23 protein-coding genes are annotated in these 25,485 nt (G+C 63.4%); 12 read left to right on the forward strand and 11 right to left on the reverse strand.

Going from position 1 to position 25,485, the window contains the following annotated elements; translation table 11 throughout:
• Window positions 1-32: 32 nt before the first annotated feature.
• The 3 genes from QGG57_03700 to pyrE are packed head-to-tail and all read right to left on the reverse strand — an operon-like array spanning window position 33 to window position 2,808.
• The gene (locus QGG57_03700; protein ID MDP7007275.1) at window positions 33-944 is read right to left on the reverse strand and encodes a sodium:calcium antiporter; all 912 of its coding nucleotides are present in this window, start codon (window positions 942-944) and stop codon (window positions 33-35) included.
• Entirely contained in the window at window positions 944-2,296 is a 1,353-nt protein-coding gene (gene purD / locus QGG57_03705; protein MDP7007276.1) for a phosphoribosylamine--glycine ligase, read from the reverse strand. Before purD ends, QGG57_03700 begins: the two co-directional genes overlap by 1 nt.
• The gene (gene pyrE, locus QGG57_03710) at window positions 2,296-2,808 is read right to left on the reverse strand and encodes an orotate phosphoribosyltransferase (GenBank protein ID MDP7007277.1); all 513 of its coding nucleotides are present in this window, start codon (window positions 2,806-2,808) and stop codon (window positions 2,296-2,298) included. The genes purD and pyrE overlap by 1 nt, the downstream gene beginning before the upstream one ends.
• Before the next feature lie 48 nt (window positions 2,809-2,856).
• On the opposite strand from pyrE, the gene QGG57_03715 reads away from it, so the two are divergent.
• Window positions 2,857-3,198, forward strand: coding sequence for a DUF309 domain-containing protein (locus tag QGG57_03715; protein ID MDP7007278.1), 342 nt, complete (start codon window positions 2,857-2,859; stop codon window positions 3,196-3,198).
• 14 nt (window positions 3,199-3,212) lie between these two features.
• Window positions 3,213-3,413: a hypothetical protein gene (locus tag QGG57_03720; GenBank protein ID MDP7007279.1), complete on the forward strand. Its 201-nt coding sequence runs from the start codon at window positions 3,213-3,215 to the stop codon at window positions 3,411-3,413.
• Here the strand turns inward: QGG57_03720 and QGG57_03725 are convergent.
• Window positions 3,393-4,298, reverse strand: coding sequence for a diacylglycerol kinase family protein (locus tag QGG57_03725; protein MDP7007280.1), 906 nt, complete (start codon window positions 4,296-4,298; stop codon window positions 3,393-3,395). The two genes, QGG57_03720 and QGG57_03725, sit on opposite strands and share 21 nt — an antisense overlap.
• Window positions 4,299-4,393: 95 nt before the next feature.
• On the opposite strand from QGG57_03725, the gene QGG57_03730 reads away from it, so the two are divergent.
• Together QGG57_03730 and QGG57_03735 are read left to right on the forward strand one after the other, a co-directional pair.
• Window positions 4,394-5,014, forward strand: coding sequence for a 50S ribosomal protein L15e (locus tag QGG57_03730; GenBank protein MDP7007281.1), 621 nt, complete (start codon window positions 4,394-4,396; stop codon window positions 5,012-5,014).
• A 2-nt stretch (window positions 5,015-5,016) separates the two neighbouring features.
• Complete coding sequence (locus QGG57_03735) at window positions 5,017-6,153, forward strand: sulfite reductase subunit alpha (protein MDP7007282.1); 1,137 nt, start codon at window positions 5,017-5,019, stop codon at window positions 6,151-6,153.
• On the opposite strand, the gene QGG57_03740 is transcribed toward QGG57_03735, so the two are convergent.
• A complete protein-coding gene (locus tag QGG57_03740; GenBank protein MDP7007283.1) occupies window positions 6,150-8,654 on the reverse strand; it encodes a CARDB domain-containing protein in 2,505 nt (834 codons plus the stop codon). The two genes, QGG57_03735 and QGG57_03740, sit on opposite strands and share 4 nt — an antisense overlap.
• A 78-nt stretch (window positions 8,655-8,732) precedes the next feature.
• On the opposite strand from QGG57_03740, the gene purB reads away from it, so the two are divergent.
• The 5 genes from purB to QGG57_03765 are packed head-to-tail and all read left to right on the forward strand — an operon-like array spanning window position 8,733 to window position 13,784.
• Window positions 8,733-10,067, forward strand: coding sequence for an adenylosuccinate lyase (gene purB, locus QGG57_03745; GenBank protein ID MDP7007284.1), 1,335 nt, complete (start codon window positions 8,733-8,735; stop codon window positions 10,065-10,067).
• Window positions 10,064-11,002, forward strand: coding sequence for a THUMP domain-containing protein (locus QGG57_03750; GenBank protein ID MDP7007285.1), 939 nt, complete (start codon window positions 10,064-10,066; stop codon window positions 11,000-11,002). Before purB ends, QGG57_03750 begins: the two co-directional genes overlap by 4 nt.
• A complete protein-coding gene (locus QGG57_03755) occupies window positions 10,999-11,880 on the forward strand; it encodes a 2-dehydropantoate 2-reductase (protein ID MDP7007286.1) in 882 nt (293 codons plus the stop codon). The genes QGG57_03750 and QGG57_03755 overlap by 4 nt, the downstream gene beginning before the upstream one ends.
• A 45-nt stretch (window positions 11,881-11,925) precedes the next feature.
• The gene (locus QGG57_03760) at window positions 11,926-13,362 is read left to right on the forward strand and encodes an IMP dehydrogenase (GenBank protein ID MDP7007287.1); all 1,437 of its coding nucleotides are present in this window, start codon (window positions 11,926-11,928) and stop codon (window positions 13,360-13,362) included.
• Window positions 13,362-13,784, forward strand: a complete 423-nt coding sequence (locus tag QGG57_03765; protein MDP7007288.1) for a hypothetical protein — start codon at window positions 13,362-13,364, stop codon at window positions 13,782-13,784. Before QGG57_03760 ends, QGG57_03765 begins: the two co-directional genes overlap by 1 nt.
• On the opposite strand, the gene QGG57_03770 is transcribed toward QGG57_03765, so the two are convergent.
• From QGG57_03770 to QGG57_03785, 4 genes are read right to left on the reverse strand one after another with little or no spacing between them, the layout of a single operon-like run.
• Window positions 13,778-14,272, reverse strand: coding sequence for a hypothetical protein (locus QGG57_03770; GenBank protein ID MDP7007289.1), 495 nt, complete (start codon window positions 14,270-14,272; stop codon window positions 13,778-13,780). The genes QGG57_03765 and QGG57_03770 overlap by 7 nt on opposite strands.
• Before the next feature lies 1 nt (window position 14,273).
• Window positions 14,274-15,314, reverse strand: coding sequence for a type II glyceraldehyde-3-phosphate dehydrogenase (locus tag QGG57_03775; protein MDP7007290.1), 1,041 nt, complete (start codon window positions 15,312-15,314; stop codon window positions 14,274-14,276).
• Window positions 15,315-15,341: 27 nt separating this feature from the next.
• Complete coding sequence (locus QGG57_03780) at window positions 15,342-17,435, reverse strand: hypothetical protein (protein MDP7007291.1); 2,094 nt, start codon at window positions 17,433-17,435, stop codon at window positions 15,342-15,344.
• A complete protein-coding gene (locus QGG57_03785) occupies window positions 17,435-20,065 on the reverse strand; it encodes an AAA family ATPase (GenBank protein ID MDP7007292.1) in 2,631 nt (876 codons plus the stop codon). Before QGG57_03785 ends, QGG57_03780 begins: the two co-directional genes overlap by 1 nt.
• Window positions 20,066-20,138: 73 nt before the next feature.
• Between QGG57_03785 and QGG57_03790 the strand changes: the two genes are divergently transcribed.
• The 3 genes from QGG57_03790 (at window position 20,139) to QGG57_03800 (ending at window position 22,137) form a co-directional block, all read left to right on the forward strand.
• A complete protein-coding gene (locus tag QGG57_03790) occupies window positions 20,139-20,780 on the forward strand; it encodes a hypothetical protein (protein MDP7007293.1) in 642 nt (213 codons plus the stop codon).
• 164 nt (window positions 20,781-20,944) lie between these two features.
• Complete coding sequence (locus QGG57_03795) at window positions 20,945-21,454, forward strand: hypothetical protein (protein ID MDP7007294.1); 510 nt, start codon at window positions 20,945-20,947, stop codon at window positions 21,452-21,454.
• Window positions 21,439-22,137 (forward strand): hypothetical protein, encoded by a 699-nt coding sequence (locus QGG57_03800; protein ID MDP7007295.1) that lies wholly within the window; start codon window positions 21,439-21,441, stop codon window positions 22,135-22,137. Before QGG57_03795 ends, QGG57_03800 begins: the two co-directional genes overlap by 16 nt.
• A 168-nt stretch (window positions 22,138-22,305) precedes the next feature.
• Here the strand turns inward: QGG57_03800 and QGG57_03805 are convergent, their stop codons facing one another.
• Window positions 22,306-23,553, reverse strand: a complete 1,248-nt coding sequence (locus QGG57_03805; GenBank protein ID MDP7007296.1) for a cysteine desulfurase — start codon at window positions 23,551-23,553, stop codon at window positions 22,306-22,308.
• Between the two features lie 21 nt (window positions 23,554-23,574).
• Complete coding sequence (locus QGG57_03810; protein MDP7007297.1) at window positions 23,575-25,485, reverse strand: S8 family serine peptidase; 1,911 nt, start codon at window positions 25,483-25,485, stop codon at window positions 23,575-23,577.

Below are 25,485 nucleotides of genomic sequence, written 5' to 3' on the forward strand. Positions count from 1 at the left end.
GCCCGGCTAAAGAGCCTCTGCCGGGAATTGGATTACAGCAGCTCGAACAGGAACAGCAGGAAGAAGCCAGCCAGGATTGCGCCCGCAGCGCGCCCCAACGGCAGTCGCACCAGCCCCATCGCGGCGAGCGTCGCCAGCAGCAGCAGCGGTAGGGTGACCGAGACGACAAAGTCGCCAACCGGGACCGGCGACACCAGCGCCAGCAGTCCCAGCACCAGCCCGATGTTGGCAATGTTCGAGCCGATGACGTTAGCGACCGCGATGTCATGGAACCCCTTGCGCGCCGCCGTAAGGGAACCGGCCAGCTCCGGCAGCGAAGTGCCGACCGCGACTACCGTCAGGCCAATTACCAGCTCGGAAATGCCGGCCCACTCCGCAATCGCGACCGCCCCCTCGATAGTCAGGTGCGCCCCGAGCAGCAGCCCGGCCACGCCGAGCGCCAGCTGCGGCAGGCTTCCGTCGCCCTCCGGGCTTCCGCCAGCAGGTGCTGGGCGGCGGAGCAACCAGCCCACGTACGCCAGATAGAGCAGCAGCAGGAACACGCCTTCGACGCGTGAGACGCTGCCGTCGAGCGCAACGCCGTAGAGCAGGAATGCGAACGCCAGCATCACCTGCCCGTCAGTGACGGCACCGGCCGCCGGCAGGATGCAATGGCCGTAGCGATACCAGCAGAGCAGGCAGGCACAGGCGAGCACTAGCCCCAGGTTGGACATATTGGAGCCGATAATATTGCCGAGCGCCAGCGCATCATGTCCCCGCGTCCCGGCCAGCAGCGAAACCAGCACTTCCGGCAGGCTGGTGGCAAAGGCGACCAGCGTTACGCCGATGACGTGCGTCGAGACCCCCCACTCACGCGCCAACCCAACCGCATTCTCGATGAACGCGTCGGCACCGCGCATCAACAGCAATAGCCCCACCGCCAGGAACACCAGCGCTTCGAGCATCAGGTCGCCCCTGCCACGGGCGCTACGCGTTTACCACGTAGCTGCCGCATGTGCGCCACCCTCTGCGCGAGCAGTGGCGGCGTGGCGATGTCGTGCCGTACGTGCAGCCCGCGGCCGCTGACGGCAGCCAGTCCAGCCTCGCACTGCGCTTCCGCCGCAGCGAGCGTGGCGCCGCTGCCGACGACCGCGACTGCGCGCGAGCTGGTCGTCTCGAGCGCGCCACCGGGCGGCTGGTTGACCGCCGCGTAGAATAGCGAAACGCCGCTGGCGGCGAGCCGTTCGTCGTCGATGACGAGCGTGCAGTCGCGCCGCGGCTGCGCGCCGTAACCCTCGGGGACGACGTACTTGCAGACGGTCGCCTCGGGACGGAAAGTGACTTCGCATTCGGCGAGCGTGCCGGTCGCCATGCCCTCGCAGATTGGCAGAAAATCGCTTTGCAGGATTTCCAGCACGTTGAGCGCCTCCGGGTCGCCCAGCCGGGCGTTGTATTCGATAAGTTTCGAGCCGCCAGCGGTAGCGATGAATCCGCCGTACAGGAAACCGCGATAAGGCTCGTCGCATTCTGCCTTGAGCGCGGCCGCGGTAGCCTCGTTAATCGCCTGCGCAGCACTTATATCTTCGTCGTCGAGAAAAGCCAGACTGTGATTGGCGTCGCAGTAGGAGCCCATCCCGCCAGTATTGGGGCCGCGGTCGCCCTCCAGCGCGCGCTTGTGGTCCTGCACCGCCGGCATGTGCCGCAGCGTCTCACCGTCGCAAAAGCTCATCAGTGAAAACTCCTCGCCGACCAGCTTTTCCTCGACCACGAAACGGCCGCCGCACGCGACAAGTTCGCGGCAGTAAGCGAGCGCCTCGGCGTGGGAGTGGAGATGGTCGCCCGCGACCTTGACGCCCTTGCCACCGGCAAGGCCATCATACTTGACGACGTAGCTGTCGCCCAGTTCCGCCAGCCAGCCGGCGACCCCCGCGAGCGCATCGAAGGTGCGGTAGCGCGGGCAGCCGGGAATCCCGTGCCGCATCAGCAGGTCGCGCGCGAACGCCTTGGAAGTCTCGATTTGCGCCAGCTCGCGGCTGGGGCCGACGGTAGGGATGCCAGCAGCGCGCAGCGCGTCGGCCACACCTGCGGCGAGCGGCGCCTCGGGGCCGATGACCGCTAGCTCCGCTAACTGCTGCGCGGCGAAAGCGACTACCGCTTCCGGCGCATCCAGCTCGCCCAGCTCGAATCCAGCGGCGAGTGCCATGATGCCGGGGTTCAGGTTGGATGCGAAGCAGCTGACACTGCCGCCGGAGTTGCAGAGTGCACGGGTAATGGCGTGCTCGCGTGCGCCGGAGCCGACGAGCAGGACGCGAGTCATCACTCTTCCCGCAACAGGCTCCCGATACGCACCAGCGGCAACAGCTCGATGCCGACCGCACGCAGCGCCTCATTGGCACCCTCTTCGCGGTCGACCACCACGATAGCGCACTCGACAGTGCTACCAGCACGGCGAAGCACCTCGACAGCGTCAACCAGCGAGCCGCCGCTGGTAGCGACATCCTCAACCACGGTTACGTTCCCCAGCAGTTCGCCCTCGATGCGGCTGCCAGTGCCGTGGACCCGCTCGCCCTTGCGTATCATGACGTAGGGCAGCCCCGTCTTCAGCGAAAGCGCGACCGCCAGCGGCACCGCACCTAGCTCCATCCCGGCGATGACTTCCGCCCCATCAGGAAGCAGCTGCTCCATCTCGCTCGCAATCTGCTCCAGCATTTGCGGCCGGGTTGCGGCCAGCTTCAGGTTGACGTAGTATTTCGACCTGCGGCCCGAAGTAAGGCGAAAGTCGCCGAACTGCACCGCGCCGCACTCCTGCAGCATTCCTGCGAGGTCCATCGGGCCGCCACTGCAGGGGCTGACAAATATGGCTACCCCTGCCCCCGCATGCACATGGCGCGAGACGAGCCGGAGCTGGAGCGGGACGTGCAGCGCCACTCGACGCGTCTGTTGCCGCCCTACCGCTACCTCCCGGGGCTGCACCCACACCCGCAGGCAAACCCGCACGGCCACAGTTACGGCGCCGACGACGAGCCGCACCCGCCGTGGCGCCCGGGAGAGTGGCGCACACTCGACGGCTGGCGCCACGGTGTGGACCTCTGCAACGCGCATTATTACTGGGAATCGCACGAAGCGTGGGAAGCACTCTGGCTGGCCGCGCCGCGCCGCGCCGCAGCACACCACACCGATTCCTGCAGGGGCTCATCAAAGTCTCGGCAGCGCTGCTGAAGGTGCGGCTGGCGATGGTTACCGGGAAGGACATCGCCGACGCGCAGTCGCTCGCGCCGGCCGGGCTGGAGCTGCTCGCGTCGGTCGGTCGCGAGCGCTACATGGGACTCGCACTAGCCGAGCACATCGCGGCGTTGCGCGCATACTTCGCGCCGCTCGAGCGCGACGAGCTGCCCAACATCCACGCCAGCCCGCTAATCCTGCTCGACGACTAATTTCAGCGCTCCCGGCACCACCTGCACATCCAGCCGCCGCACCCCGTCGCCGGGGAGGCAATAGAATTCGCCGTCGGCCTGGATGCAGAGGTCGCTCTCGCTCGCCAGCGCCAGCCGCGTGGTCGAGACGAGCCGTACCGCCGGGCTGGCGAGATGCGTGCCGGTGAGCACCTGCGGCAGCAGCCCCAGCATCTGCAACCGGTCGACCTGACCAGCAATCAGGAAATCGAGGATACCATCATCCATCTGCGAGTCGGGCGTCGTCAGGAAGCCGCCCCCTTCGCGCGGGCCGTTGCCGACCACCAGCATCATCACACGATAAGCCGCGCGACCACCTTCCCAGCGCAGCGCCATGCGGGGCGCCGCGAAGTAGTAGAGAATCGTCCACAGCGTCGCAATCAGGTATTTCGGGAAGTCGCGCAGCAGCACGTAGCGGCTCTGCATATTGACGGTCGCGTCAAAGCCGATTCCCGCTGTGTTGCAGATATACTCATCGCGCCCCGCGCCGCGCAAGTGCGCCAGGTCGAAACGCTTGCGCGCGCTGCCGCGTAGCGCCGTCAGTGCGCGCTCGGCGCTCGGGGGTGCGCGTGAGCCGAAAACGAAATCGTTGCCGGTGCCGCTCGGAATGACCGCCAGCGCCGGCCGGCTGGCGGCGGGGTGCCGCATCAGGCCATTGACGACTTCGTGCACCGTGCCGTCGCCACCGACCGCTACTACGATTTCGCAGCCGGTAGCGGCCGCCGCCAGCTCGGTGGCGTGGCCCGGCGCGTTGGTAACGAGCCACTCGCCGTCAAGGTCGGCCGCCTGCTGCCGCAAGTCTTCCAGCCGGCGACCAGTCTGGCCCATGCCGGAAGCGGGATTGACTATGAAGCAAATCGCAGCCATCGGGCAGGCACCAGCCTGAAGCTTTATAATCAGGGGGCGGTCGGCGCGATGCGGGAATGTGGCTCCGGCTGAACCCGTGAAGCGAGGATATCGCGATGTCGAAATCAGTATACTCCTACATTGGGGACGCGTGGAACCGCCCGGGGGATTCCATCAAGGCCATGCAGCGTGAGCGGCTGCTCACGTTCCGCCGCGAGCGAGCCGTCGAGCGCATCGAGCGACCGACCCGGCTCGACCGGGCGCGCAAGCTGGGCTTCCGCGCCAAGCAGGGCTTCGTGATGGCACGCGCACGCATCCGCCGCGGGAGCATGCGTAAGCCCGCCATCAAGGGCGGCCGCCGTGCCAAGCGCACCGGCATCACCAAGATTACCGTTTCCAAGTCGCTACAGTCGATTGCTGAGGAGCGGACTGCGCGCAAGTTCCCCAACCTTGAAGTGCTCAACTCCTACTGGGTGGTCGAGGACGGCCGCTACAAGTGGTTCGAGATTATCATGGTCGACCCGCACCATCCGGTCATCATGGCCGACCCCAAGATTAACTGGATTTGCGGTCGAGCGCACAAGGGCCGCGTCCATCGCAGCCTGACGTCCGCCGGCAAGAAGAGCCGCGGGCTGCGCCGCAAGGGCAAGGGTGCCGAGAAAGTGCGCCCCAGCCGCAAGAAGGCGCACGCACGCCGCAAGGCAAGCAGCACGCCGCACCCGCCACACAAGAGCTGAAGATGGAATACGGTCGCAAGAACCCGTTCCCCGCGACGATCAAGGAAGCCTGCACGCTAGCGCGCGACGACGTCAAGGAAACCAACCACTACGTCATCGACATTGCTGGCAGTGGGCTCGAATACAAGGCGGGCGATTCGCTCGGACTATTCCCACGCAACGACCCGGCACTAGTCGATGCACTGCTCGCGAAACTGGGCGCCAGCGGCGACGAGGTGGTCGAGCTGAAACGTAAAGGTGAATTTGCGTTTCGCGAAGCCCTGGAAAGCCATTTGACGATCCACCGCGCCAACCGCAAGTTCCTGAAGCCGCTGATGGCCAAGCTCCCGGCAGGCGACCAGCAGGGGCTCGAGCAGCTACTGGCGGACCGCACCGCGCTGGACCAGTACCTGAACGTCCGCGACTACATCGATATTCTCAACGAATATCCGGGCGTGAGCTTCAGCGCACAGGAATTCGCCCACTCTGTGGGCGGCATCACTCCGCGACTCTACTCTATCGCTTCCGCTCCCGGCGCCCACCCGGGCGAGGTGCACCTGACCGTGGCTGTCGTGCGCTACCACAATTTCGAGCGCGACCGCGCCGGCCTTGCTACCGGCTACATCGCTGACCGCATCACCGTCGGCGAAACCGAAGTGCCGGTCTTCATCCAGCCGACGCGCGAGTTCGTCATCCCCGAGGACGCAAGCCGCGACGTCATCATGGTCGGCCCCGGCACCGGCATCGCGCCCTTCCGCGCCTTCCTTGAGCAGCGCGAACTCGACGGCGCGACCGGCCGCAACTGGCTCATCTTCGGCGAGTGGTTCGAGAAAACGACCTTCTTCTACGAAGAGGAGTTCCGTGCCTGGCAGGAATCGGGCTTGTTAGCGCGGCTCGATACTGCCTTCTCGCGCGACCAGTCCGAGAAGATTTATGTCCAGCACCGTCTCCAGCAGGCGGGCGGCGAAATCTGGAAATGGCTCGAGGGCGGCGCGTACTTCTACGTCTGCGGCGACAAGGACTACATGGCCAAGGACGTCCATCAGGCGCTCATCGATATCGCACAGGAACATGGTGGCCTCTCCGAAGAAGAGGCGGAGCACTACGTCAACCGCACGCTAATGAAGGACGAGAAGCGCTACCTGCGCGACGTTTACTAATCCTTCTTTTTCTCGCCGATGACCTCGCCAGTCGTGGCGTCATAGGTTATGCCCGACTCCGCGTCGTAGCGGAACGTGGTTGCGCCCGGCTCCTGTCCCGGCGCGCTGCCCCCGGACTGGCGTCCGCGAGTGCCGGGGAGGAAATCGTCATCGCCGCGCAAACGGTAGTAGGCGAACATGCCTGCGCCAATAATAGCCAGCGTCGCCAGCGGCACCCATACAATGGGTTGCGTAATGAATGAGTCATCCTGGATTACCGGCGGAGTCGTCGGCGTGAATTCCTCGTTGGTGACGTTGATGACGCCCGTCGCGAAGTTGTCGTCCTCATCGGGCTCGTCATGGATGTTATCAGGGTCAATCCGCGCCTCGATAACATAGGGCCCGGTGCCGTTAGGAGTGCAGAAGAACTCGAGGTTATCCTCACCAGTAGCGCGCTCCAGTTCGCGCGTGCGCTGGAGGCCCGGCTCGCACTGCGTGCCGCTGCCGGTTACCACCACTTCAGCCCCCTCGAAGAGAATTTCCGGGCCAAAATTGAAGGCGTTAACGATGACGCGTACGGTCTCGTTCAGCTTGATTTTTTCGGGTAGCGGCTCTATCTCGAGCGAAAGCTGGTAGAAGATCTGCTTGAGGTAGAAACTGGTCGTATTGCGATTGTCGCTCAGGTTCAGGTCGGGGTAGGTACTGTCCACAACCTCGACCTCGACGCTCAGATTGTGCCAGCCGAAACCGACGGTACTGTACCACCAGATTGAGACGACACGCGATTCATTGTAGGCCAGGTTAAATCCTTCGACGTAATAGAGTTCCTGCACCTGATTCGGGTCCTGGTATTCGGGTGCGGTGGCATTGTCGACAAAGAGCGAAAGGCGATAGTGCGGCACTTCCCCCAGCAGATTCTGTAGCTCAACCGTCAGCTCGACCCACTGTCCTTCGAAAGCTTCGCCAGAGTGGCTGATTGCACCCACTTGCACGTCATGCTGCGGGGCGGCAATCTCGACCCAGATGGAGTGGTAGTTGTTCGACTCATCAAGTTCCTCAACTGCTTTCTCTGGGTCGGCGTAGCCCATCACGGTTGGGTTGTGTTCGGACCATACGTAATCGTACTCCAAATCTCGCAATTCTCCCTCCGTCAAAGTAATGTTCCAGCCGTTGACCAGCTCCCCGTCAACGCGCAATTCCACATAGGCACCGGAGACCGTCTCCGCTCCTACGTTGATGACAGAAACAGTGATTATTGAAGGAATCCCGCGCACAGGCTCACCGGCGACCGCGACCGCCGTGACCTCTAGGTCGGGCTGTGGCTCATGAACAATCACGTTGAAGAAGCGGCGATTGTCATCCTCATTCCATTCCCCGATGGCGTTCAGCGGGTCAACCTCGACGATAATGGTGTGGTTGCCCAAGATTGAAGTGCCGCTGTCAAGGTCCCAGGTAATCCACGCCAGTGCCTCACCAGGGACGTAGACGACACCTTGCCTAGTGCCATTCTCGAGATTCCCGATTATGAAATCAGCAATTTCGCTGGCACTGCCGCCCTCGGGTTGATCCCAGAAACGGACCCTTACGTCCGAGGCGGGCTCGACACTGTCATTGTTGTAGACCAGAACCGAGAGATTAATTGCGTGGTTCTGGAACGGCAGCTCCAGCCATTCATCCAGTGGGTCGGCTACCAGTCCCCGATTGACGCTGACCGTAAGCTCGGGTGTATGGGGATGAACAAAAATAAATTCGTCAAAGACGTTGTTATCCTCGTTGGTCTCCTCAATATCATCATCTGAATCCAGAGTAATGCGAAGTGTGTGGTCGCCCTCTGCACCGGGTTGCCAAGTAATATTGACCTGCGCCGCACTACCATCCCGAACATTGCGTACTTCCAGTGTTTCTATTTCGGTTATATTACCATCAAGAATATCTTGGAAGAGGACATAGAACAAAGGTGCTGAAGCACGCCCTGAATTCTGGAACAGGACGACCACATCGGCAATGTCTCCAACGGCAGGATCTGGAGGTGAAAGAATTACGGTTGTACCCTCAATAAATTCCAAATCCGCTGTAGGCTCACCAAATACATGGAACTCGTAGTAAAGCACGTTGTTATTCTCGTCAGTCTCATCAATATCATCCATGTAGTCAATAAGCACAGAGAAAATCCGGTCCCCCTCAGCGTGGTCTGTCCAATCAAATTCAATCAACACGGCCTTGTCTGCACCAATTGCACCTATCGTCACATCGTGGACTACATCACACTGCATGTCACCCGGCGCACACTCGTCTGTATGATTCATTACCAGGACTGTGACATCGACAGCAGCTTCAAGGCCATTATTGCGCACCTCGAATGAACCCTGGAAGCCCTCATGCGCCACCGGGTCCTCGGGGTCGAGGTTCATGTTGAGGGGCTCGACATCAACGTCGAGCGCCGTCACCGGCGACGCCAGCAGGAGCAGCGCCAGCGCCGAAAGCAGCAGGCCAGCCAAGGTCTGGAGCAGAATTCTTCGCATACGCCCGCACCCTCCATGCCGGGGTGATAAAGGTTTCTGATGAGCGGAGGCCTTTAAGAAGCGCAGCAGTGCGCCCGCGTGGACCCCACCTGCGTACTCGACTACCGCTACGGGCGCGACGCGATGCGCGCCATCTTCGGCGCCGACGCATACCTGCGAGCATTGCTCGAGGTCGAAGCAACCCTCGCTGAGGAGCAGGAAGCGCTGGGGCTGATTCCAGAAAGGCATGGAGCGGAAATCCGCAAGGCGATTCCCAAAGTCAGTCGCGACCGCGTCGAAGCTATCGAGGCGGAAATCCGGCACGACATCATGGCAGTCGCGAAAGCCCTCGCAGAGCAAGCGGGCGACGCAGGCAGGTCGGTGCACTTCGGCGTGACCAGTTACGACATCGTCGATACGGCCCGCGCGTTGCAGCATCGCGACGCGCTGGCACTAGTCGCTGACGGAGTTGACGCGCTCATCGCCGCGCTGGCGGGACAGGCGCGCGAGCACCGCGATCTGGTGATGCTGGGGCGGACCCACGGCCAGTGGGCGACGCCGGTCACCTTCGGGCTGAAGATGGCGGTCTTCACCGCCGAGGCGGCCCGGCAGCGCGAGCGACTGGCCGAGCTACGACCGCGGCTCGAGACCGGAAAGCTGCTCGGCGCGACCGGCAGCGGCGCCGCACTGCACCCGCACACACTCGAGCTGCAGGACCGAGTTATGGCGCGGCTCTCACTCAACACGCCGCTGGCGACAACGCAAATCCTGGGGCGCGACCGGCTGGCGGAGCTGGTGCAGTGGGGCGGCAACCTGGCGACCAGTATCGAGAAATTCACGCTTGAAATCCGGAACCTGCAGCGCAGCGACATTGGCGAAGCGGCCGAGGCGTTCGACGCCGCGAAGCAAGTCGGCTCGTCAACCATGGCGCAGAAGCAGAATCCGATTGCGAGCGAAAATCTGGGCGGGCTGGCGCGGATGGTGCGGTCTTTCGCGGCGCCGGCGCTGGAGAACAACTTGCAGTGGCACGAGCGCGACCTGGCCAACTCGAGCAGCGAGCGAATGCTGCTGCCCCATTTTTATATACTTATCGACGAGATGCTCTGTAAGGCAGTGGAGGTCTTCCACAACGTGCAGCCCAACCCGGAGCGCATCGCCGCCAACCTTGCCGCCGCGGGCGGGCTGCCGCTGGCCGAGGCGGTGCTTCTGGCGCTGACCCGCAAGGGGATGGACCGGCAGGCAGCGCACGAACTGGTGCGGCAAGTTTCCATGCAGGCCGCGACTGGCAAGGCCAGCTTCCGCGACCTGCTGCTGGCCGAAGGCAAAATCGCGAAGCTCATGACTGCTGCTGAAATCGACGCGGCGCTCAACCCCGTCAACTACGTGGGCCACGCTGGCGAGATTGTTGACCGCGTGCTCGCTTCGCTGGCGTGAGCCTGTTCCTGCTGCGCTACGGCGAGCTGGGGCTCAAGGCGCCCGGAACGCGCCGGCGCTATGAGCAGAAGCTGGCTGACAACCTGCTCCAGCGGCTGGCGCTGGCCGGCATTGAGGCGCGCATCGAGCGCATGCGCGGACGCTTTTTCGCGCACATCGCCGAGGGCGGCGCAGCGCCTGTTGGGGCCGCGACTGCGGCATCGCCTGACGGGGATTCTGTAGCCGGCGTGCTGGCGCGCACCTTCGGGATTGTCTCGCTCTCACCGGTGGAAGAGCTACCGGCCGAGCTGGAGCTGCTCGGGGAGGCGGCGGCCGAATGGGGCGCTGCGTTGCCAGAAGGCAGCAGCTTCGCGATTCGCCCGCGGCGCACCGGCTCACACTCGTTCACGTCGCAGCAGTTGGGCGCCGACCTTGGCGCGGCGGTGCTGGCAGTGCGGCCCGACCTGAGGGTCAACCTTTCGAAGCCCGAGCATGCGCTGCACGCCGAGGTGCGCGACAAGCGCGCGTTCCTGTTCCGCAAGGTGCTGCCGGCCATCGGCGGATTGCCGCTGCACACGCAGGGCAAGGTGCTGGTCCACGCCGAAAACTGGCGCGACCTGGTTGCAGGCTGGCTGCTCGCCAAACGCGGCTGCACGCTCGAACTGGTTGAGCAAGCCCCATTGCCGCAGCCGGAGCGAACGGCGCTGGAGCGCTGGCATCCGCGATTGCGCAGCCATCCCGCCACGGCACTGGAGGAGCTGCCGCAACTGGCGCAGCGCCGCAAGGCGCTCGGTATCGTCGTCGGCTGGGACGCGCAGCGCATGGTCGCACCACCGGCCGGAATGACCTGGCATGCGCCGCTGCTGGCACTGCCGTCGGAGCGCGTGGCAGTGCTGCGCGAAATCCTGCTCGAGCAGCGCGACCCGGAAGGCCCGTCAGGCAAGGCGCCGGCATGAAGACAGCCTTGCTCGGCGCCGGCGCGCTCGGCTCGGTGCTGGCGGCGCGGTTGGCGCAGGGCGGCAGCGAGGTCGTGCTCATCGCAGAAGGCGCCCGCGCCGAGCGGCTGCGCCGCGGGCTGCGAGTGGAGGGGTTGACGCGGTTCCACGCGACGCTGTCGGTGCAGCCGACACCCGAAGGCTGCGACTGGCTGCTGCTCTGCACCAAGTCGTGGCAACTGGAGCCGCTGCTGCCCCGGCTGGCAGAGTGGGGCGTCCCGGTGGTCGCGTGCCAGAACGGGCTGCTCGCCGTGGAAATGCTGGCCGATGCCCTGGGCGCCGAAAACGTGGCGGGGTTCGTGACCGGACTCGGCGCTGCGCGGCAGCCCGACGGCAGCGTGATGCATGCTGGCGACGGCTACGCGGTGCTGGGCGCAACGGTCGGCGCGCCGACCGCTGCGCTACGGCAGTTGCACGACGCCTTCAGCGCGGGCGGGATTGAGGCTACCCTGACGAGCGATTTGCCGGGCGAACTGTGGCTCAAGGCCATAGCGAACAACGCCATCAATCCGGTCGCCGCGCTGGCGGGCGTCCCGAACGGCGCGCTCCGCGAGGGCGCACTTCGCGAGCAGGCGCGGGCAGCCTGCCGCGAAGGGGCAGCTGTCGCCGCAACACTCGAAATCACGTTGCCGGGCGACGCATGGGCACGCGCGCTGGAAATCATGGAGCGCACCGCTGCGAACAGGTGCAGCATGCTGCAGGACCTGGAGGCGGGGCGTCGCACCGAAATCGAGGCGATTACCGGTGCCATCGTGCAGCGCGGCCGCCGGGCGGGCATCGCGACGCCCGTCAGCGAAGCGTTGCTGCACGCCGTCCGCGAGCGCGAAGTGTACTTCTGAAACGGGCGACCGCAAACTACTTTTATGACTCACCCGAGCGGGGGCATGGTCAAGCAGATAGTGCGCGAGCCAGGGCGCACCTTCAGCGAATTTTCACTACTGACCGGACTGACGCCGGCTGACTGCACGCTGCCCAATATCTCGCTGGCAACCGAACTCGGCGGGCTCGCGTTGCGGCTGCCGCTGCTCAGCGCCGCGATGACTTCCGTCACGAGCTACGAAATGGCACTTGCCCTGGGCAAGGAGGGCGGGCTGGGGGTGCTACCGGTGCGACTGCCCGTTGCCGAGCAGGCGGCCATCGTCGAGCGCATCAAGGGCTACGAGATGGGCTTCGTCGAGGATTCGGTCTGTATCGAACGCGAAACTACGATTGACGAAGCGGTGCGGCTGGTTGAGCGGCACGGCCACTCCAAACTGCCGGTCACCGACCGCAACAACATCTTTCTCGGGCTTTTCAGCTTCGACCGCTATCTGGAACTGGACGCGCCGCCGGGTGACCCGGTCGGGAGCGTAATGCTCATGCCCGAAGATATGGAATGCTGCCGCGACCCCGCACTGACCGTCGAGCAGGCGAAACAGCTGCTGGGCGAGGGGCGCTACCTGGTCGTGCTCGACGAGCTGGACCGGCTGGTGAAGCTGGCGTTCCGCAAGGACGTCGAGAAAATCCCGGTCGCCGCCGCCATCTCGACCCACAAGGGATGGCAGGAGCGGGTCGAGGCCAATATAGCAGCGGGCGTTGACATGATTGTCATCGACACATCAGACGCCCACAGCGAGTTCGTCGGCGAAGTGCTGGCCGCATACCGCGCGATGAAAACCGGCGTCCCGATTTGCGCCGGCAACGTCATCACCGCCGACGGCGCCCAGTACCTGATGGAGCAGGGCGCCGACGTCGTCAAAATCGGGATGTCGTCCGGCTCAATCTGCACCACCCAGCGTCAGAAGGCGACCGGCCGCGCGCCACTGACGGCACTCATCGCGGCCGACCGCGCGCGACAGGAGTTCTGCGACGAGGGCGGACGCTACGTGCCACTGGTTGTCGACGGCGGCGTCGGGTCGGCAGGCGACATGATTATCGCGCTGACGCTGGCGGACGCTGTGATGATGGGGGGCTACTTCAACCACTTTCTGGAGGCGGCCGGGGAAAAGCTGGACGAGAACCTGCGGCTCACCAGCCATGAGCCGGAGATGCGCTGGGTTGCCACCTGGGGCGAGGGCTCCGCCCGCGCGCGCAATCTGGACCGCTACGGCCACGCCACGGCGAAGAGCTTCTTCACCGAAGGCGAGGAAGGCACCGTTGCCTTTCAGGGCCGCCTGAAGCCGCGGTTGAAGGAGGATATGCGCAAGGTCAAGGCTGCGCTCGCCAATACCGGCTGCCGCACGCTGGCGGAGTTTCGCGAGCAGGCGGTCATCGAGCTGATGTCGCCCCGCACCCGCGACGTGGTGGGCGACACACACTCCATCCGGGTCGGCGGCGGCTGATGCTGCCGCATTACCAGCACTCCCAGAATCCCTGGTGGGTGGCGCTGGTCGCGCTCTTCCTGATGGGGGTGGCAACCTACCTGTTCCGGGAGCTTGACTGGCAAGCCGCACTCCTGCTCGGCTCGTTCGGCTTGCTGCTGGGGCTGCTCTTCTACCGGCTGCGCGTCGCCGTGGACGACTCGCATCTGCATCTCGTGTTCGGCGTCGGGCTGGTCCGGCGCAGCATTGCCCGCGCCGATATCGTCGGCGCCGCGGCAATGCGCAACCGGTTCTGGTATGGCTGGGGCATCCGGCGCACCCCGCACGGCTGGATGTGGAATATTTCGGGGCTGGACGCGGTCGAAATCACGTACGCCAGCGGCAAGAAATTCCGCATCGGCACCGACGAGCCGGGACGGCTGCTGCAGGCGCTCGGCTACTGAGACCTGAGCAGCTCGACGAAATGGTCATACTCTTCGCCGAGGTGGACATAGCAACGGCGCCACGGCTTGAGCTGACCGTCACGCGCCGGGACGAAGCGCCAGGCGTGGCCGGCGCCGACGAGGTCTTCGGCGAGCAGGATGTCGCCGGCACCAATCGTGGCGCGGGTCGTCTCGTCAAAGCTTTCGACATCGCAGCTGCGGAACTCGAGGCAGCCGCCCAGCGTCAGCACCAGCTGCTTACGCGGCGCGGTGTGCGCCAGTTGCGGCCCCTCGCCCGCGCCGCCCTCCGGCAGCGGCGTGACGGCGAATTGCAGCCGCAAGTCGCCGGCGTTGTCGAGGATGTTCTCGTTGACGAACAGTTCCGAGAAGAGGCCGACCGACCCGAGGCCAGTCTTCCGAGCCAGCGGCAGCACGGTCCACACAAAACGGGTCTTCCCGCCGGGGCCGGTGTACATGCGCAGGATTGGCAGCCCCGTTGCGTCAGCCATCCTAGCCGCTACCGTGCGCCGCAGCGATGGCGGCGTCAGTCTGCGCGACGCTCGCGCGCCAGTCCGCTTCGCTGCCGGTCAGCGCGCGGATGGCGTCGACGTTTTCCGGGACGACGTCGCTCTCCTGGTGGATAGCCTGAAAATAGTAGAGTCGGTCGCCCTGCAATGAAACGCCGTCTTCCCAGACGAAGATTTCGTGCAGGTCGCCCCAGCGGCGGCCGATGTCGCGCGCCATCTCCATCACTTCGGCCGTCGTCGTAATCCGGCTGTCGCCGCCATGCATCACGATGACGCGTGGCTGCGCGCGGAACAGCTCGACAACCGACTCGGTCGTCAGCCCGTGGCCTGACGGGAGCGTCGCGACGATGGCGTGAACGTGCATGATGGTGGTCGGCACCGCGACCGCCAGCGAGTTGATGCTGATTTCGGGGCGCACGGTCATCAGATCGGGACCGTGGTGGCTCGGCACCTTGAGCACAGGTTTGATAGCGTTTATCGGCCCCTTGCCGGAATCGCCGGGGTCTGCCGCACGGCGAATCATGGTGCACTCGACCGCCAGCGAGCCGTACTGCTCCCAGAGCGGCACCAGCGTGCGCGAGAGCCCGGTGGTGTTGCAGCTCACGACACGTGTCGCGTCGGCGCCAAGGTTGGCGTCATGGTTAGCGCTCGAACTGTAGGAAAGGCCGGTAAGCGCGTGCGGCTCACCGCCCTGAAAAACCGCCTTCACGCCCGCCTTGCGGTATTTCGCGAGATTCTCCGCGCCCATCTTGCCGGGCGAGCAGTCCACGACGACATCCGCCGCCGCGAGCAAGTCGGAGAGCGGGCCGGCGCACTCGTAGCCGCCTGCGTCGAAGGCGGCTACGCGGTCGGCATCGTCCGAAGTGCAGTAGAGCGGAAAGCCGCGGCGTACCGCCAGCTCGCAGCCAAAGCTGGGGCCGGTCTTGGTGACCCCTGCAATTTCCATGTCAGCCTGCGCTGCAATCGCGTCGGCAACGCGCTTACCAATGGTGCCGAAACCGTTGATGGCGACCTGTGTGGCCATGCGCGCCCATTCGGCCGGTTTTTAAAGTCAGTCGTCGGTTTCTTTCTGCTCGACTATTTTCTTCAGGTCCTGTATGGAAATCGTGCGCGATTCCGGTTTCCGAGTAGATTCTTCCTCGTCGGGAGCTTCTGGTTCCGGCTCCGCTTCCACTTCGGGCTCTGTCTCTTCCGCTTCTGCATCCGCCCCGGAATCGCCATCCCCGCACGAGCCGACCGCGTAATCGCCCTCGCCCGCCGAGCCGACCGCGTAATCGCCCTCGCCCGCCGAGCCGGTCGCCACGGCCGCATCCCCGGCCAGCGCCCCTTCCAGCTCCGCATGGCGTTCCTCCGCCTCTTCCCCGGCAGATTCCTCGAGTTCCTCTTCGGACGACAGCTCTTCGTCTTCAGCATCCTGCTTTTCGGCAATCAGCTCCGATGGAATGACGGGCGGTTCGACCGGCTCGTCTGGCAGCGGCACCAGCGGTTCGACAGGCCTGGGCAGAACAGCGCCCGGTGTCGCAATCGCCTCGTAGTATTCCCACGCCCGCTTCTCGGCGGCCAGCGCAACCGCGTCGGCATCGCCGTCGTCGAGCGCCTGCCAGATGGCGGCGAGCCGGTCGACAATGAAGGCGAAATAGCGGGGCGCTGCATCGTACGCCTGCTCGGTCCAGGTGAACGGAATCCACGCCAGCACCTGCCGGTTGCGGGAGTCGCAACTGAATCGAAGCTGCGGCCCGGGGTAGATGATGCCACCGCACGGAATGCGATAGTTATTCATGAACGCCAGCACCTTGTAGATATCCTGCTGGCGCGGTTGCTGGCGCAGGCCATACTGGCATTCGAAATAGATATTGACGCCGCGGTAGTTCAGGAAAATCTCCGGCTGCCCGGAGCCGGTCGCTGGCGCGGCGGGCTCATCCTCCGGGAACAGTGCGCCCATGATTGAATCGCCCCATCCCTCGCGCACCGCGCCCGGGGCGTCGTAGCGCAGGACGCTCTCCTTACGGGGCGAGCGGAACTCGCGCAAGCTCTTTGAGTGGGCGCGCAGGCCGAGGCCGTTGGCCATCTCGCACACTATCCAGAGCGCGTAGACGTCAGCCATGCGCTGAGTTTCGACGAGCACGGTATCTTCGTAGTAGGATCGGTAGTCATGCAGGAACTCCTGCCAGAGCGGAGGCAGCTCACGGTAGGCACGGTTCTTGAGGCGACGGATTTCCTGCTCTGCCTCGCGGTTGATTTCGCGCGCCTCCTTACGGATGTGCCGCGCGACGCCCAGCAAATCCTTGAGCTTCCCGCCCAGTAGCATCTGCTTGTGCAGCTGGCATACTACGTCCAGCTTCTCCAACTGCTCCCGGACTTCGTCCGACGCCGCGTCTGGTTCCTGACCGTAGATGGCCGCCCACGCCTTACGCTCGCGCTCACGGCGGTCCATCTCGTCACGGAAAAATACCGCCTCGGTGAAGAGTTCGATATGGAATTTTACCAGCAACAGGTTCGACGGCGTGTGCCATTTCCGCTTGCGGATATCGGTGACGTGGACGGTCGCATATTCGACCCCTTTCTGCGCGCGTGCCAGCGCGGTTTTCTCCCAGCGCACCGCGCCGCGAATCGTCGATTTCATGTGCTTGCGCTGCTTCTCGATGAGATACGAGTAGGCGCCCCGCTGGATGCGGCGCGTCAGCTTCAGCAACCTCTCCGAAAAATCGAGCAGCTGGGAGATGTTGAGCAGGATCTGCTCCTCCTCAATGGAAGCGGTCGCGCCGGGATAGGCGGCACCGCTCTGGTCATCCGCCCCCGCCGCCTGCACCAGCGCCGGGATGTGCTGCTCGCGCAATTGCTGGAAATGGTCGTAATCGAACATTCCGGGCGATATTACGACCTCGAGCCTGTTCGAGACGCAACCGCCGCCGTCGTGCAGTTCGAGCCGGTTGGCGCCAATGTAGTCAGGCACCCGAAACCGCAACGAATGGGTCTGGTTGGACGGCAGCGCCGGCAATTTCTCGAGCGTGATATTCCCCAGCCGGAGGCTGGGCGCCTCAAGCGGCTTCAATGCATGCACCAGCAGCGTCAGCGTCTCGCCCTCGAGCAGGTGCTTGCACCCCTCGGGCAGTTCCAGTTCGAGGGTCGCGCGCGGCGCAGCCATCAGCCGAAGATACTCATTCCGGGTGAATCAACCATCTTCTCGAGCGTGTGGGTGATTTCAGCCTCCTCGCCCAGCACCGCCTGCGACTTGAGCAGCAGGCAGCGCAGCTCGTTGCGCTCAAGTCCTTCGAGCGACGGCATGATGTTGGCGCGAATAACGTCCTGCAACGCCTTTTCGAGATTGTACTGTCCGCGTGAGTTAAAGAGCGTCAGCATCGAGTCAATCACCATTGCCGGCCCGATACGGCGGAATGTGCGCACGCCGCGCGGAACCTCCTCATCACGCTGCTGCGGAAGCTCCTCCTCCTCGAGGAAATCCATGAGCAGGTTATAGGCGTCGAACATCGAGCCATCGTCGTCATAGAAATCAAATTTCTCCGCGGCAAACCAGTCATCTTCCTCCTCCGGCCGGTTGGGGGCGATGCCCAGTTTTTCGAGTTTGTTGAAGACGAATTCCGGCATGCGCCGGAATTCGTCCTCGCGGTCGGGCAGCCCGATTTCGACAAACGCGAAACGGCGCATCAGCGCGTGACCGACGTTGAAGAGCGTATTCTTGTCCTGCGTGTTCATGGTGCCGATGATGCGGAACTCGGGCGGCATCATGAATGGCGCTCCGCCAGTCTCCTTGGCAGTCAGCAGCGGCTGCTTGTCGCGGTACTCGAATACGGTAAAGAGCTTCCCGAACGCCTCGTCGATATTAGCGCGGTTGAATTCATCAATCACCAGATAGTGCGGTTTACCTGTATCCTGTATCGATTTCTCGCAGGCACGTGCCGCCTCGGAAATATATCCGTCCTTGAAGTAGTAGCCACCTTTGTCATCGGGCGAAATGCCACCGATAACCTCGAAGTTGGACCATTCGGCATTCGCGGTGACGATAGTGTAGTTAGGGTCGTCACCATCCACCCCACAGAGTTGCATCAGCAGGAGGTTAGCCAGCGCAGTCTTACCGGTTCCGGGCTCGCCATAAAGCATGATATTACGGCCCGATTTCAGGTGGGTGATGACCTGGTTGACTGTCGCGGGTGTCGTCGAGTAAAAGCGCGAGAGTTCCTCGAAATCGACTTCATAGGGAACCTTGCGTGCCTTGCGTACTTCCGCCTTGAGGTCGATGTCGTCGAGCATCTCCTCGACTTCGTCCCAGTCCATGATGAATCCGCTCGAGTCTTCAGCCGTTGGCTTGATGTCAATCGTCGCGTCCGGGAATTCCTGCAAAAGCCGGTCCATTGCGGCATCGAGTGAAATTTCGGTCTGCGCCGGATCCTCCGGCGGCACATAGGTTGAATCGAACGGGTCCTGCCGGGGAGCCTCGAGCGGAGCGAGTTCAGCCATCCTGTCGCGCAGTTTATGCGCGCCGAAGCGGATACCATACCAAAGGCCGGTCACGGCCAGAAGAAGCGGGACCACCAGCAGCACCCATTCCGAAGTCGTAGTGGGGGCTGCAAAGTCCTTCTCCGAGAGCAGGACCGGGATGACGCTGAAACCGAAAAGGGTCCCGACCCCGGCTACGAAAATACCGAAGTAGGCAAGCCCCTCCATTGATTCTTCGAGCTTGCGCTTGCGGTAGAAGAGCCAGACGCCGAGGAAGGTGATGAAACCTGCCATCGCAGTCAGGACGATATCGACCTGCTCCATCTTGATATTGGACTGGTTGCGGAGTGCGTTGAAGAGCAATACCAGGTACTGTAGCAACAGACCGGCCATAATCATCGCAAAGAACTTCGCCTCCTCCAGGTCCTTCAGCCGCACGCTGGTGATGATGAACGAACCGATGCCGACGAGTAACACCGCCAGGCCGAGCAGTATCAGCACCATTTCGGGCGGCTGCAAGTCAAGCAGGTACATCCGGACCGACCCATCAGAGGCCTTCGCAGCCCACGGCCCCCGCACGTAATTGTAGTGGACCGCACCCAGCACCGCCATGCCAGCCAGCAGGAACATGTAGGTGCTGGTTGCGAGCCGTTCGCCAACGTCGCGTCCGGTCACGGCAAAGAGGAAGAAGGAATAGGTGAGCACCACCATCGCCAGTACCGCGACGAAACCAGTGGTGGAGTAAATTGGCGAAAGCAGAGCTTCGTTGCGACCCTGAACCAGATAGACGGCGATAATCAGTACTAGGCAGAAGTAGAACGGAGCCATCGCCCCGGGCGAAGCGCTGCGCCACGAATGCGCCAGCGTCATCAGCGCCAGCAGGAGCGTGAGTCCGAGGACAATCTGGTACTGGCTCTCAAAAATCGACGGGCTGCCACCCGGGCTTAACAGGAACACCGGACAGCCATTCTGGTTTTTGGGGTCTGACCAGCCGGGCGGGCATTCGAGTGGCTCGCCGATACCGGTGTAACCTTCGAGGTCGGGCGTATCTGGCGTGGGGATGTTGCCGGTGGTTACGAACAGGATATAGCCCAGCAGCGCCACCGCCAGCAGGAACTGGAGCGCTGGCAAGTAGAAGCTTGGCCGTAGCGTCCCGGGCGTAGCTGCGGGCGGGGCATCGGCTGCCTCGACAGCCTCCCGAGTAGTTTTCGTCGCCGGTGGCGGTTCCTCTTTAGACCGGGGTTCGAAATTTGTCCCACAAACTTTACAGTAGTCCTCGGTCTCGTCGGCGGGCGAAGAACAGACCGGGCACTTGGGCATGCTGCTCCAGTATGGGGTAGGTTAAACAGTATTGCGGGGAAGTTTTTCTTTAGCCCGCGGCAGTTGCGCGTCAATGAGTCCGGATGAACTCACCCTGCGGGACCTCCGTGTGCAGGTGCTGGCAGAACGTCGTGACGGGCGACTTGTGAAGCTGCCTGCTCACTTCCATGGGCGGCTGGCGCGGCTCGAGCAGGGGCTGGAGCAGGCGCGCGATGCGGCACGCGAGGACGAGCAGCGGTTCCAGCGCGCCAATAGCGATATCAGCAAACTTTCCGACCTGAAGCTGGAGCTGCACAAGCATCGCGAGCGCAAGCTGACGCGGCTGGCGCGCGAAAAGGTCAACGGCCAGCAGCCGTCACTGGAAGCGGTCACCGAGCAGGAACGAGAGTTCCTTGAGAGCATCGCCAGCGTCATTGGGCAGCACCGGCAGAAATTGCTGGTGCGACGGGCGGCGCCCGTCGCGAAACCCGAGCCAAAGGCGAAGCCGGCACCGAAACCCGCTGTGCCAGAGCCGGAACCAGACACCACTGCTCCTGCAGATATTGACGACTCTGAAGCGCTGCTGGTGCGCGTCCTCGAAGATTTACCGACATTTACGGGACTTGACGCGCGCAACTATTCGCTCAGGGCCAACGACGTGGCGCATATCCCGCTCTACAACGCGCGCATGCTGCTCGAAGCGGGCAAGGTGGAACGGCTGGAGGAAGAAGCCTGAAACTGCGGGAGGGCGAGCTGCTGCTGCCGGCCGGTAAACTCGCGACGGCGCTACGGGGACGGCAGCGCGTTGGCCGCACTGCCACCGACGGCATTGCGCTGCATCCGGTCGAAGCGCTCTGGTGCCACTCCAGCGGGGCACTCGAGCTCGACGCGGAACTACAGGTGCAGCTGGCTGCGCTAGCGGGCGAACTGCTGCCGGCCGCCTACGGTGACTTGCGGCTGCGCGGCATCGTGCCGGCTATCGAAGGCGCTGCGCTGCGTTTCCGGGCGCGCGATGGCGGCGCAGACGTGCGGCTGCACGTCGCCAGCAGTGACGCGCCGGCCACTCTGGCTTTGCTGGCGCAGGGCGACTGGCTGGCGCTGGTCGATGAAGCGCTAGAAATAATCTACTACGCAGCCACGGCTCCCGGCTGGGGCGTGCTTCCGGCGGGTCCGCTGCCGGAAGCGCTGGCGGCGGCGGGATTGCAGGTCGCTTCAGGAATGAAGTTCGGCACCCGCTACCGGGTCTACCGCGACAGCGAATCCCACGCAGCCTGGCTGCTGCACCTGCTGCGCGACGGCGACAGCTGGCTTGACATCGTGCGCGCAGTGCGGGTGGCGCACGGCGTCCGCAAGCAACTGGTCGCCAGCGACGGCGAGCGCTGTCTGGCGCTGGAATGGGTGAAACCCTGAAGGTCGGCCTGGACCTGCACAACTTCGGGCTATTACATCGCGTCGTCGCGGCACTGGAAAGCGACGAATTCAGGCTGCTGCCACTCGACGCAGTGCCCGCCACGTCGGACGAAGTCGAAGTCGTCGTCAGCGACGCCGCGCAGCTGCCAGCGACCCGCCTGCCGGTCATCGCGCTCGGCGACGTCGCGCTGCTGCCATTGCAACTGCGGCACGTCCGCGCCGGCCGACCGCCGCTGGTCATCGGCGTTGACCCCGGCGGCACCACTGGCGTCGCGGTGCTAGCGCAGCGCCGGCTGCTCCACAGTGCCGAATGCGCCACGCCCGTCGAAGCGGCGGAGCTGGTGCGACAGGTGGCGCACTGCTCGCTCGACTGCACCGTGCGCATCGGCAGCGGCGCCCCCGAGGCGGGCGCGCGTATCGCCGCCGAATTACGCCACCTGCGGGTCGAGCTGGTCGATGAAAGGCGCTCGGGGAGCGGCTCGCACACCGTTGCGGCGCGGGCTATCGCACTCAAGCGCGGTGAACGAGTGCGCGAGCTGGATTACCGCCCCACCGCCGGCGAAGTGGCGCGCTTGCAGGCGGAGTCGCGAATTGCATCGGGCAGCCGCCGCACGATTTCGCGCGTTCGGGCGCGGCAGGTATTGCTGGGAGAACTGACGCTGGAAGAAGCGCTGCGCGACTAGCCGCGCAGCGCTCCGCAATTGCCGCATTGCGTTTCGTCGCCCTCGAACGGGGTGTTGCACGCCTCGCACAGGTTGCTACGCTCCTCGGCGATGCGCGACAGCGTGAGCGTTCCCTGACTGAAAGGAGCGGAGCCATCGCCGGTGATTCCTGCACGAGCTATATTTAGCTTAAGCGAAGCTCTGGCTTTCGCGCTGCATCGCCCCGGCGGAGCCGCCCAGCGTGCGCTGCGTCTCTTCTAGCGCGTCGGCAAAGGTATCGGCTTCTGCGGCGGTGTTATACATGTAGAAACTGGCGCGTGCCGAGCCCTTGATTCCGCGCGAGTTGAACCATGAATGGACGCAGTGCATCCCGCTGCGGATGGCGATATTGGCGCTCTCGTCAAGGTCCATCGCGATTTCATGCCCATCCAGCCCCGCCAGGTTGAACGAGAAAATCCCGCCGCGCCCCTCAGCTTCGGGCGGGCCGAGCAGCGAAAGCCCCTCCATCCCCGCCAGGCGCTGCGTCAGCCGCTCGTTCAGCGCCACCTCGTGCGCGTGGATTTCGTCGCGGCCGACTCCGGTAACGTAGTCGGCCGCGGCGCCGGCGCCAATCATCCCGCCGTAGTTCTGCAAACCCGCTTCGAAGCAGGATGGCGGCGGCAGGAATTCGCAGCCATCGTAGGTGGAGTTACGGACGGTCGAGCCGCCGGTGAAAGTCGGCTTCAGCGCCGCCAGCGCGTCAGCCTTGCCGTAGAGCAGGCCGGTACCGCTGGGGCCACAAAACTTGTGCGCGCTGGCAGCCAGGAAATCGACGTCGAGCTTTTGCACGTCAACCTCGGCGTGCGCCGCTGACTGCGCCGCATCGAGCAGCACCTGCACGCCGGCGTCGTGGCAGATTTCGGCGATTTCGCGCGCCGGCAACGTGTAGCCGTCCAGATTGGAAGTGTGGACGAAGCTCGCCAGCTTGACGTCGGGCGTCAGCGCCTCCTTTAGCGCCTCAAGGTCGAAATAACAGTCGTCGCGCGACGGGACAACCGCGTAGCGCACGCCGCTCCGCTCGCGGAGTACGTGCCACGGGATTACGTTGGAGTTGTGCTCACGGTCGCTCGTCAGCACGGTGTCGCCGCGCTTCAGGTCCATGCCCCACGCGACGATGTTAATGGCTTCGGTCGTGTTGCGCGTGAAGACGATTTCGCTCGCGTCAGCCGCGCCGACGAACCGCTGCAACTGCCCGCGCGCGGTCTCGTAATGTTCGGTGACGTCGAAAGCCAGCTTGTGGAGCGAGCGGCCGCCACAAGTCGGGAAGTTGCGGTAGTAGTTGTCCATCGCCCTGAGAACGGGCTCGGGCTTCATCGGCATGCAGGCGTTGTCGAGATAGACCGGAGGGTCGTCGCCCGCCAGCACCGGGAAATCCTGTCGCAGCTTCTGCGGGTCCACACAGCTCGAATCTAGCCGCAGTTAAGAGGTTGCGCTCCTGCGCCAGAGGAAAACGGCCGCACCAGACAGGGTGACCATCAGGAGACCACCTGCCAGTAATAGCAGCAGCAGCCCATCATCAAGTTCACCATCCGGCAGCGGCTCTGCGAGATGGATAGTTATGCCAATCGGTGCACTGACGCCCTCGGGGCCAGCAAGCCTCACCCAGAGTGTATGATTACCTGGCTGAAGACCACTATTTGCTAGCGGAATATTGAAAACGCCATTATTGACACTCAGTGTGTGCCAACTATCGTAGATTAGAACATTACGCCATTCGATAGCGGTCGCGTTGCCAGGTCCGCCTTTCATGAAGTGCAGAGCGCCATCCTGACGTGCAAACCAGCGAGTAATATTGACCTCAGTAGTTCTGGTTCCGTTCTCGGTTTCCTCTTCATAGATCTCGCGATGAGTCACCTCTGGCGTATTAGGATCAAGTGAAAGGTTGATGCTCGGATCAATCTGCTCTGCCTTTGCCATCGCAGCATCAGCCTCAACAAAACCCCAACCGTAGTCGTTGTTGGGTCGCACAGGATGTGAGAACCATCGAAATTCAGCAGTGGATTCAAGAATCGCACGAACCATCAAGGGACTGAGATCCGGGTTAGCCTCGTTAATCAGGGCAACCATGCCTGCTACCATCGGTGTTGCCATACTCGTGCCGGAATATGCTATGTAGGTTGCCTCACCAGAGGCGGTATGGCTGTTCTCCACGGACATTACCGCGGATCCGATGGCAACAAGATTAGGCTTGATGTAACCTTCGTGTGTCGGCCCCTTGCTGGAGTAAGGTGCTAGCTCGCGGTCGTCATCGGTCGCACCGACCGTGATTACATCGCGCGCAGCGCCAGGGGTACCAATAGTGCCATAAAAGAGAGAATTACCAGCAGCAATCGCCAAGGCAATACCAGCTGCCACCATCATGTTAGCGACATGCGTAACACGCTCTTCTTGCTCCTGAGTCAGTTCAGCAACCCATGCCCCACCAAGCGACATCGACGCAGTACGAATATTGTACTTCTCCTGATTGTCAATAGTCCACTCCATACCACGCATTACCTCCTCGAAGCTACCGCTACCGCTGCCGCTCAGCACCTTAACGCCAACCAGCTGAGCTCCAGGGGCGACGCCACGGTAGAGCGCGTTGTAGATTTCCTGCGAGCCTTCACCTGTACCGGCCGAGATTCCAGCGCAATGTGAACCGTGGCCATGGTCGTCATAGGGTGTCGTCTCGCCGGAGCCGTCGTCGTCGCTGCCGTCCAGAGCATCGTAAAAAGCGACAATTTTCTTCTGACAGGGTGGATTTGGTACACCCTGAATAGTGGCGGCAGTGCACTCTGCATCGTCGTCCATGTCGTTTAGGCTCAGGTGGTCAGGATCGATACCTGTGTCAATAATCGCCACTGTAATTCCGTTACCGTCGAAGCCCAAATCCCAAACCTGATCCACGTGGTGCTCCGGAATTGAGCCATCCAGGAGCAACTTAACCGGACTGTCATGCGTCAGGAATACCACTCCGGGAAGTACAATGAGCTCATCCAGACGTTCAACTGCGACAGAGCCAGCAATAATCGGTATGAGGTGGAAACGCCAGGTGGCTTCAAAACCGGCACCCTGCGCAAGCAGCTCTTCATCGGCGGCGGTCGGCATATGGTCAAAATCGACCAGTACCTCGATACGGCCGTTGATGACAAACTGCTCCTCGAGCAGCGCCAAGTCAAGCGCGTCGTGCATGCGGTTGCGGTCACGATCCATCGCAGTCCACTCCCACCAGCGCGTCTCGAGCGAGCCGGGCAGTGGCTCGCCCGCTGCGGCAGGCGCAATTTCCTCGGGAAGACCGAACGGCCCGACGCTGGAGAGAAGCAACAGCGCTGCGACAAGCAGGATACGCAT

This window comes from Candidatus Poseidoniia archaeon (assembly GCA_030748895.1).
Classification (GTDB): domain Archaea; phylum Thermoplasmatota; class Poseidoniia; order MGIII; family CG-Epi1; genus UBA8886.

Coding starts and splice junctions, on each gene's coding strand:
- QGG57_03730 (MDP7007281.1), top strand. CDS start 4,394: ATGTCGAAATCAGTATACTCCTACATTGGGGACGCGTGGAACCGCCCG.
- QGG57_03785 (MDP7007292.1), bottom strand. CDS start 20,065: ATGCCCAAGTGCCCGGTCTGTTCTTCGCCCGCCGACGAGACCGAGGAC.
- QGG57_03725 (MDP7007280.1), bottom strand. CDS start 4,298: ATGGCTGCGATTTGCTTCATAGTCAATCCCGCTTCCGGCATGGGCCAG.
- QGG57_03810 (MDP7007297.1), bottom strand. CDS start 25,485: ATGCGTATCCTGCTTGTCGCAGCGCTGTTGCTTCTCTCCAGCGTCGGG.
- QGG57_03720 (MDP7007279.1), top strand. CDS start 3,213: ATGGTTACCGGGAAGGACATCGCCGACGCGCAGTCGCTCGCGCCGGCC.
- QGG57_03760 (MDP7007287.1), top strand. CDS start 11,926: ATGGTCAAGCAGATAGTGCGCGAGCCAGGGCGCACCTTCAGCGAATTT.
- QGG57_03715 (MDP7007278.1), top strand. CDS start 2,857: ATGCACATGGCGCGAGACGAGCCGGAGCTGGAGCGGGACGTGCAGCGC.
- QGG57_03780 (MDP7007291.1), bottom strand. CDS start 17,435: ATGGCTGCGCCGCGCGCGACCCTCGAACTGGAACTGCCCGAGGGGTGC.
- QGG57_03790 (MDP7007293.1), top strand. CDS start 20,139: ATGAGTCCGGATGAACTCACCCTGCGGGACCTCCGTGTGCAGGTGCTG.
- QGG57_03740 (MDP7007283.1), bottom strand. CDS start 8,654: ATGCGAAGAATTCTGCTCCAGACCTTGGCTGGCCTGCTGCTTTCGGCG.
- QGG57_03800 (MDP7007295.1), top strand. CDS start 21,439: ATGGGTGAAACCCTGAAGGTCGGCCTGGACCTGCACAACTTCGGGCTA.
- QGG57_03770 (MDP7007289.1), bottom strand. CDS start 14,272: ATGGCTGACGCAACGGGGCTGCCAATCCTGCGCATGTACACCGGCCCC.
- QGG57_03755 (MDP7007286.1), top strand. CDS start 10,999: ATGAAGACAGCCTTGCTCGGCGCCGGCGCGCTCGGCTCGGTGCTGGCG.
- QGG57_03700 (MDP7007275.1), bottom strand. CDS start 944: ATGCTCGAAGCGCTGGTGTTCCTGGCGGTGGGGCTATTGCTGTTGATG.
- QGG57_03775 (MDP7007290.1), bottom strand. CDS start 15,314: ATGGCCACACAGGTCGCCATCAACGGTTTCGGCACCATTGGTAAGCGC.
- QGG57_03735 (MDP7007282.1), top strand. CDS start 5,017: ATGGAATACGGTCGCAAGAACCCGTTCCCCGCGACGATCAAGGAAGCC.
- purD (MDP7007276.1), bottom strand. CDS start 2,296: ATGACTCGCGTCCTGCTCGTCGGCTCCGGCGCACGCGAGCACGCCATT.
- QGG57_03765 (MDP7007288.1), top strand. CDS start 13,362: ATGCTGCCGCATTACCAGCACTCCCAGAATCCCTGGTGGGTGGCGCTG.
- pyrE (MDP7007277.1), bottom strand. CDS start 2,808: ATGGACCTCGCAGGAATGCTGCAGGAGTGCGGCGCGGTGCAGTTCGGC.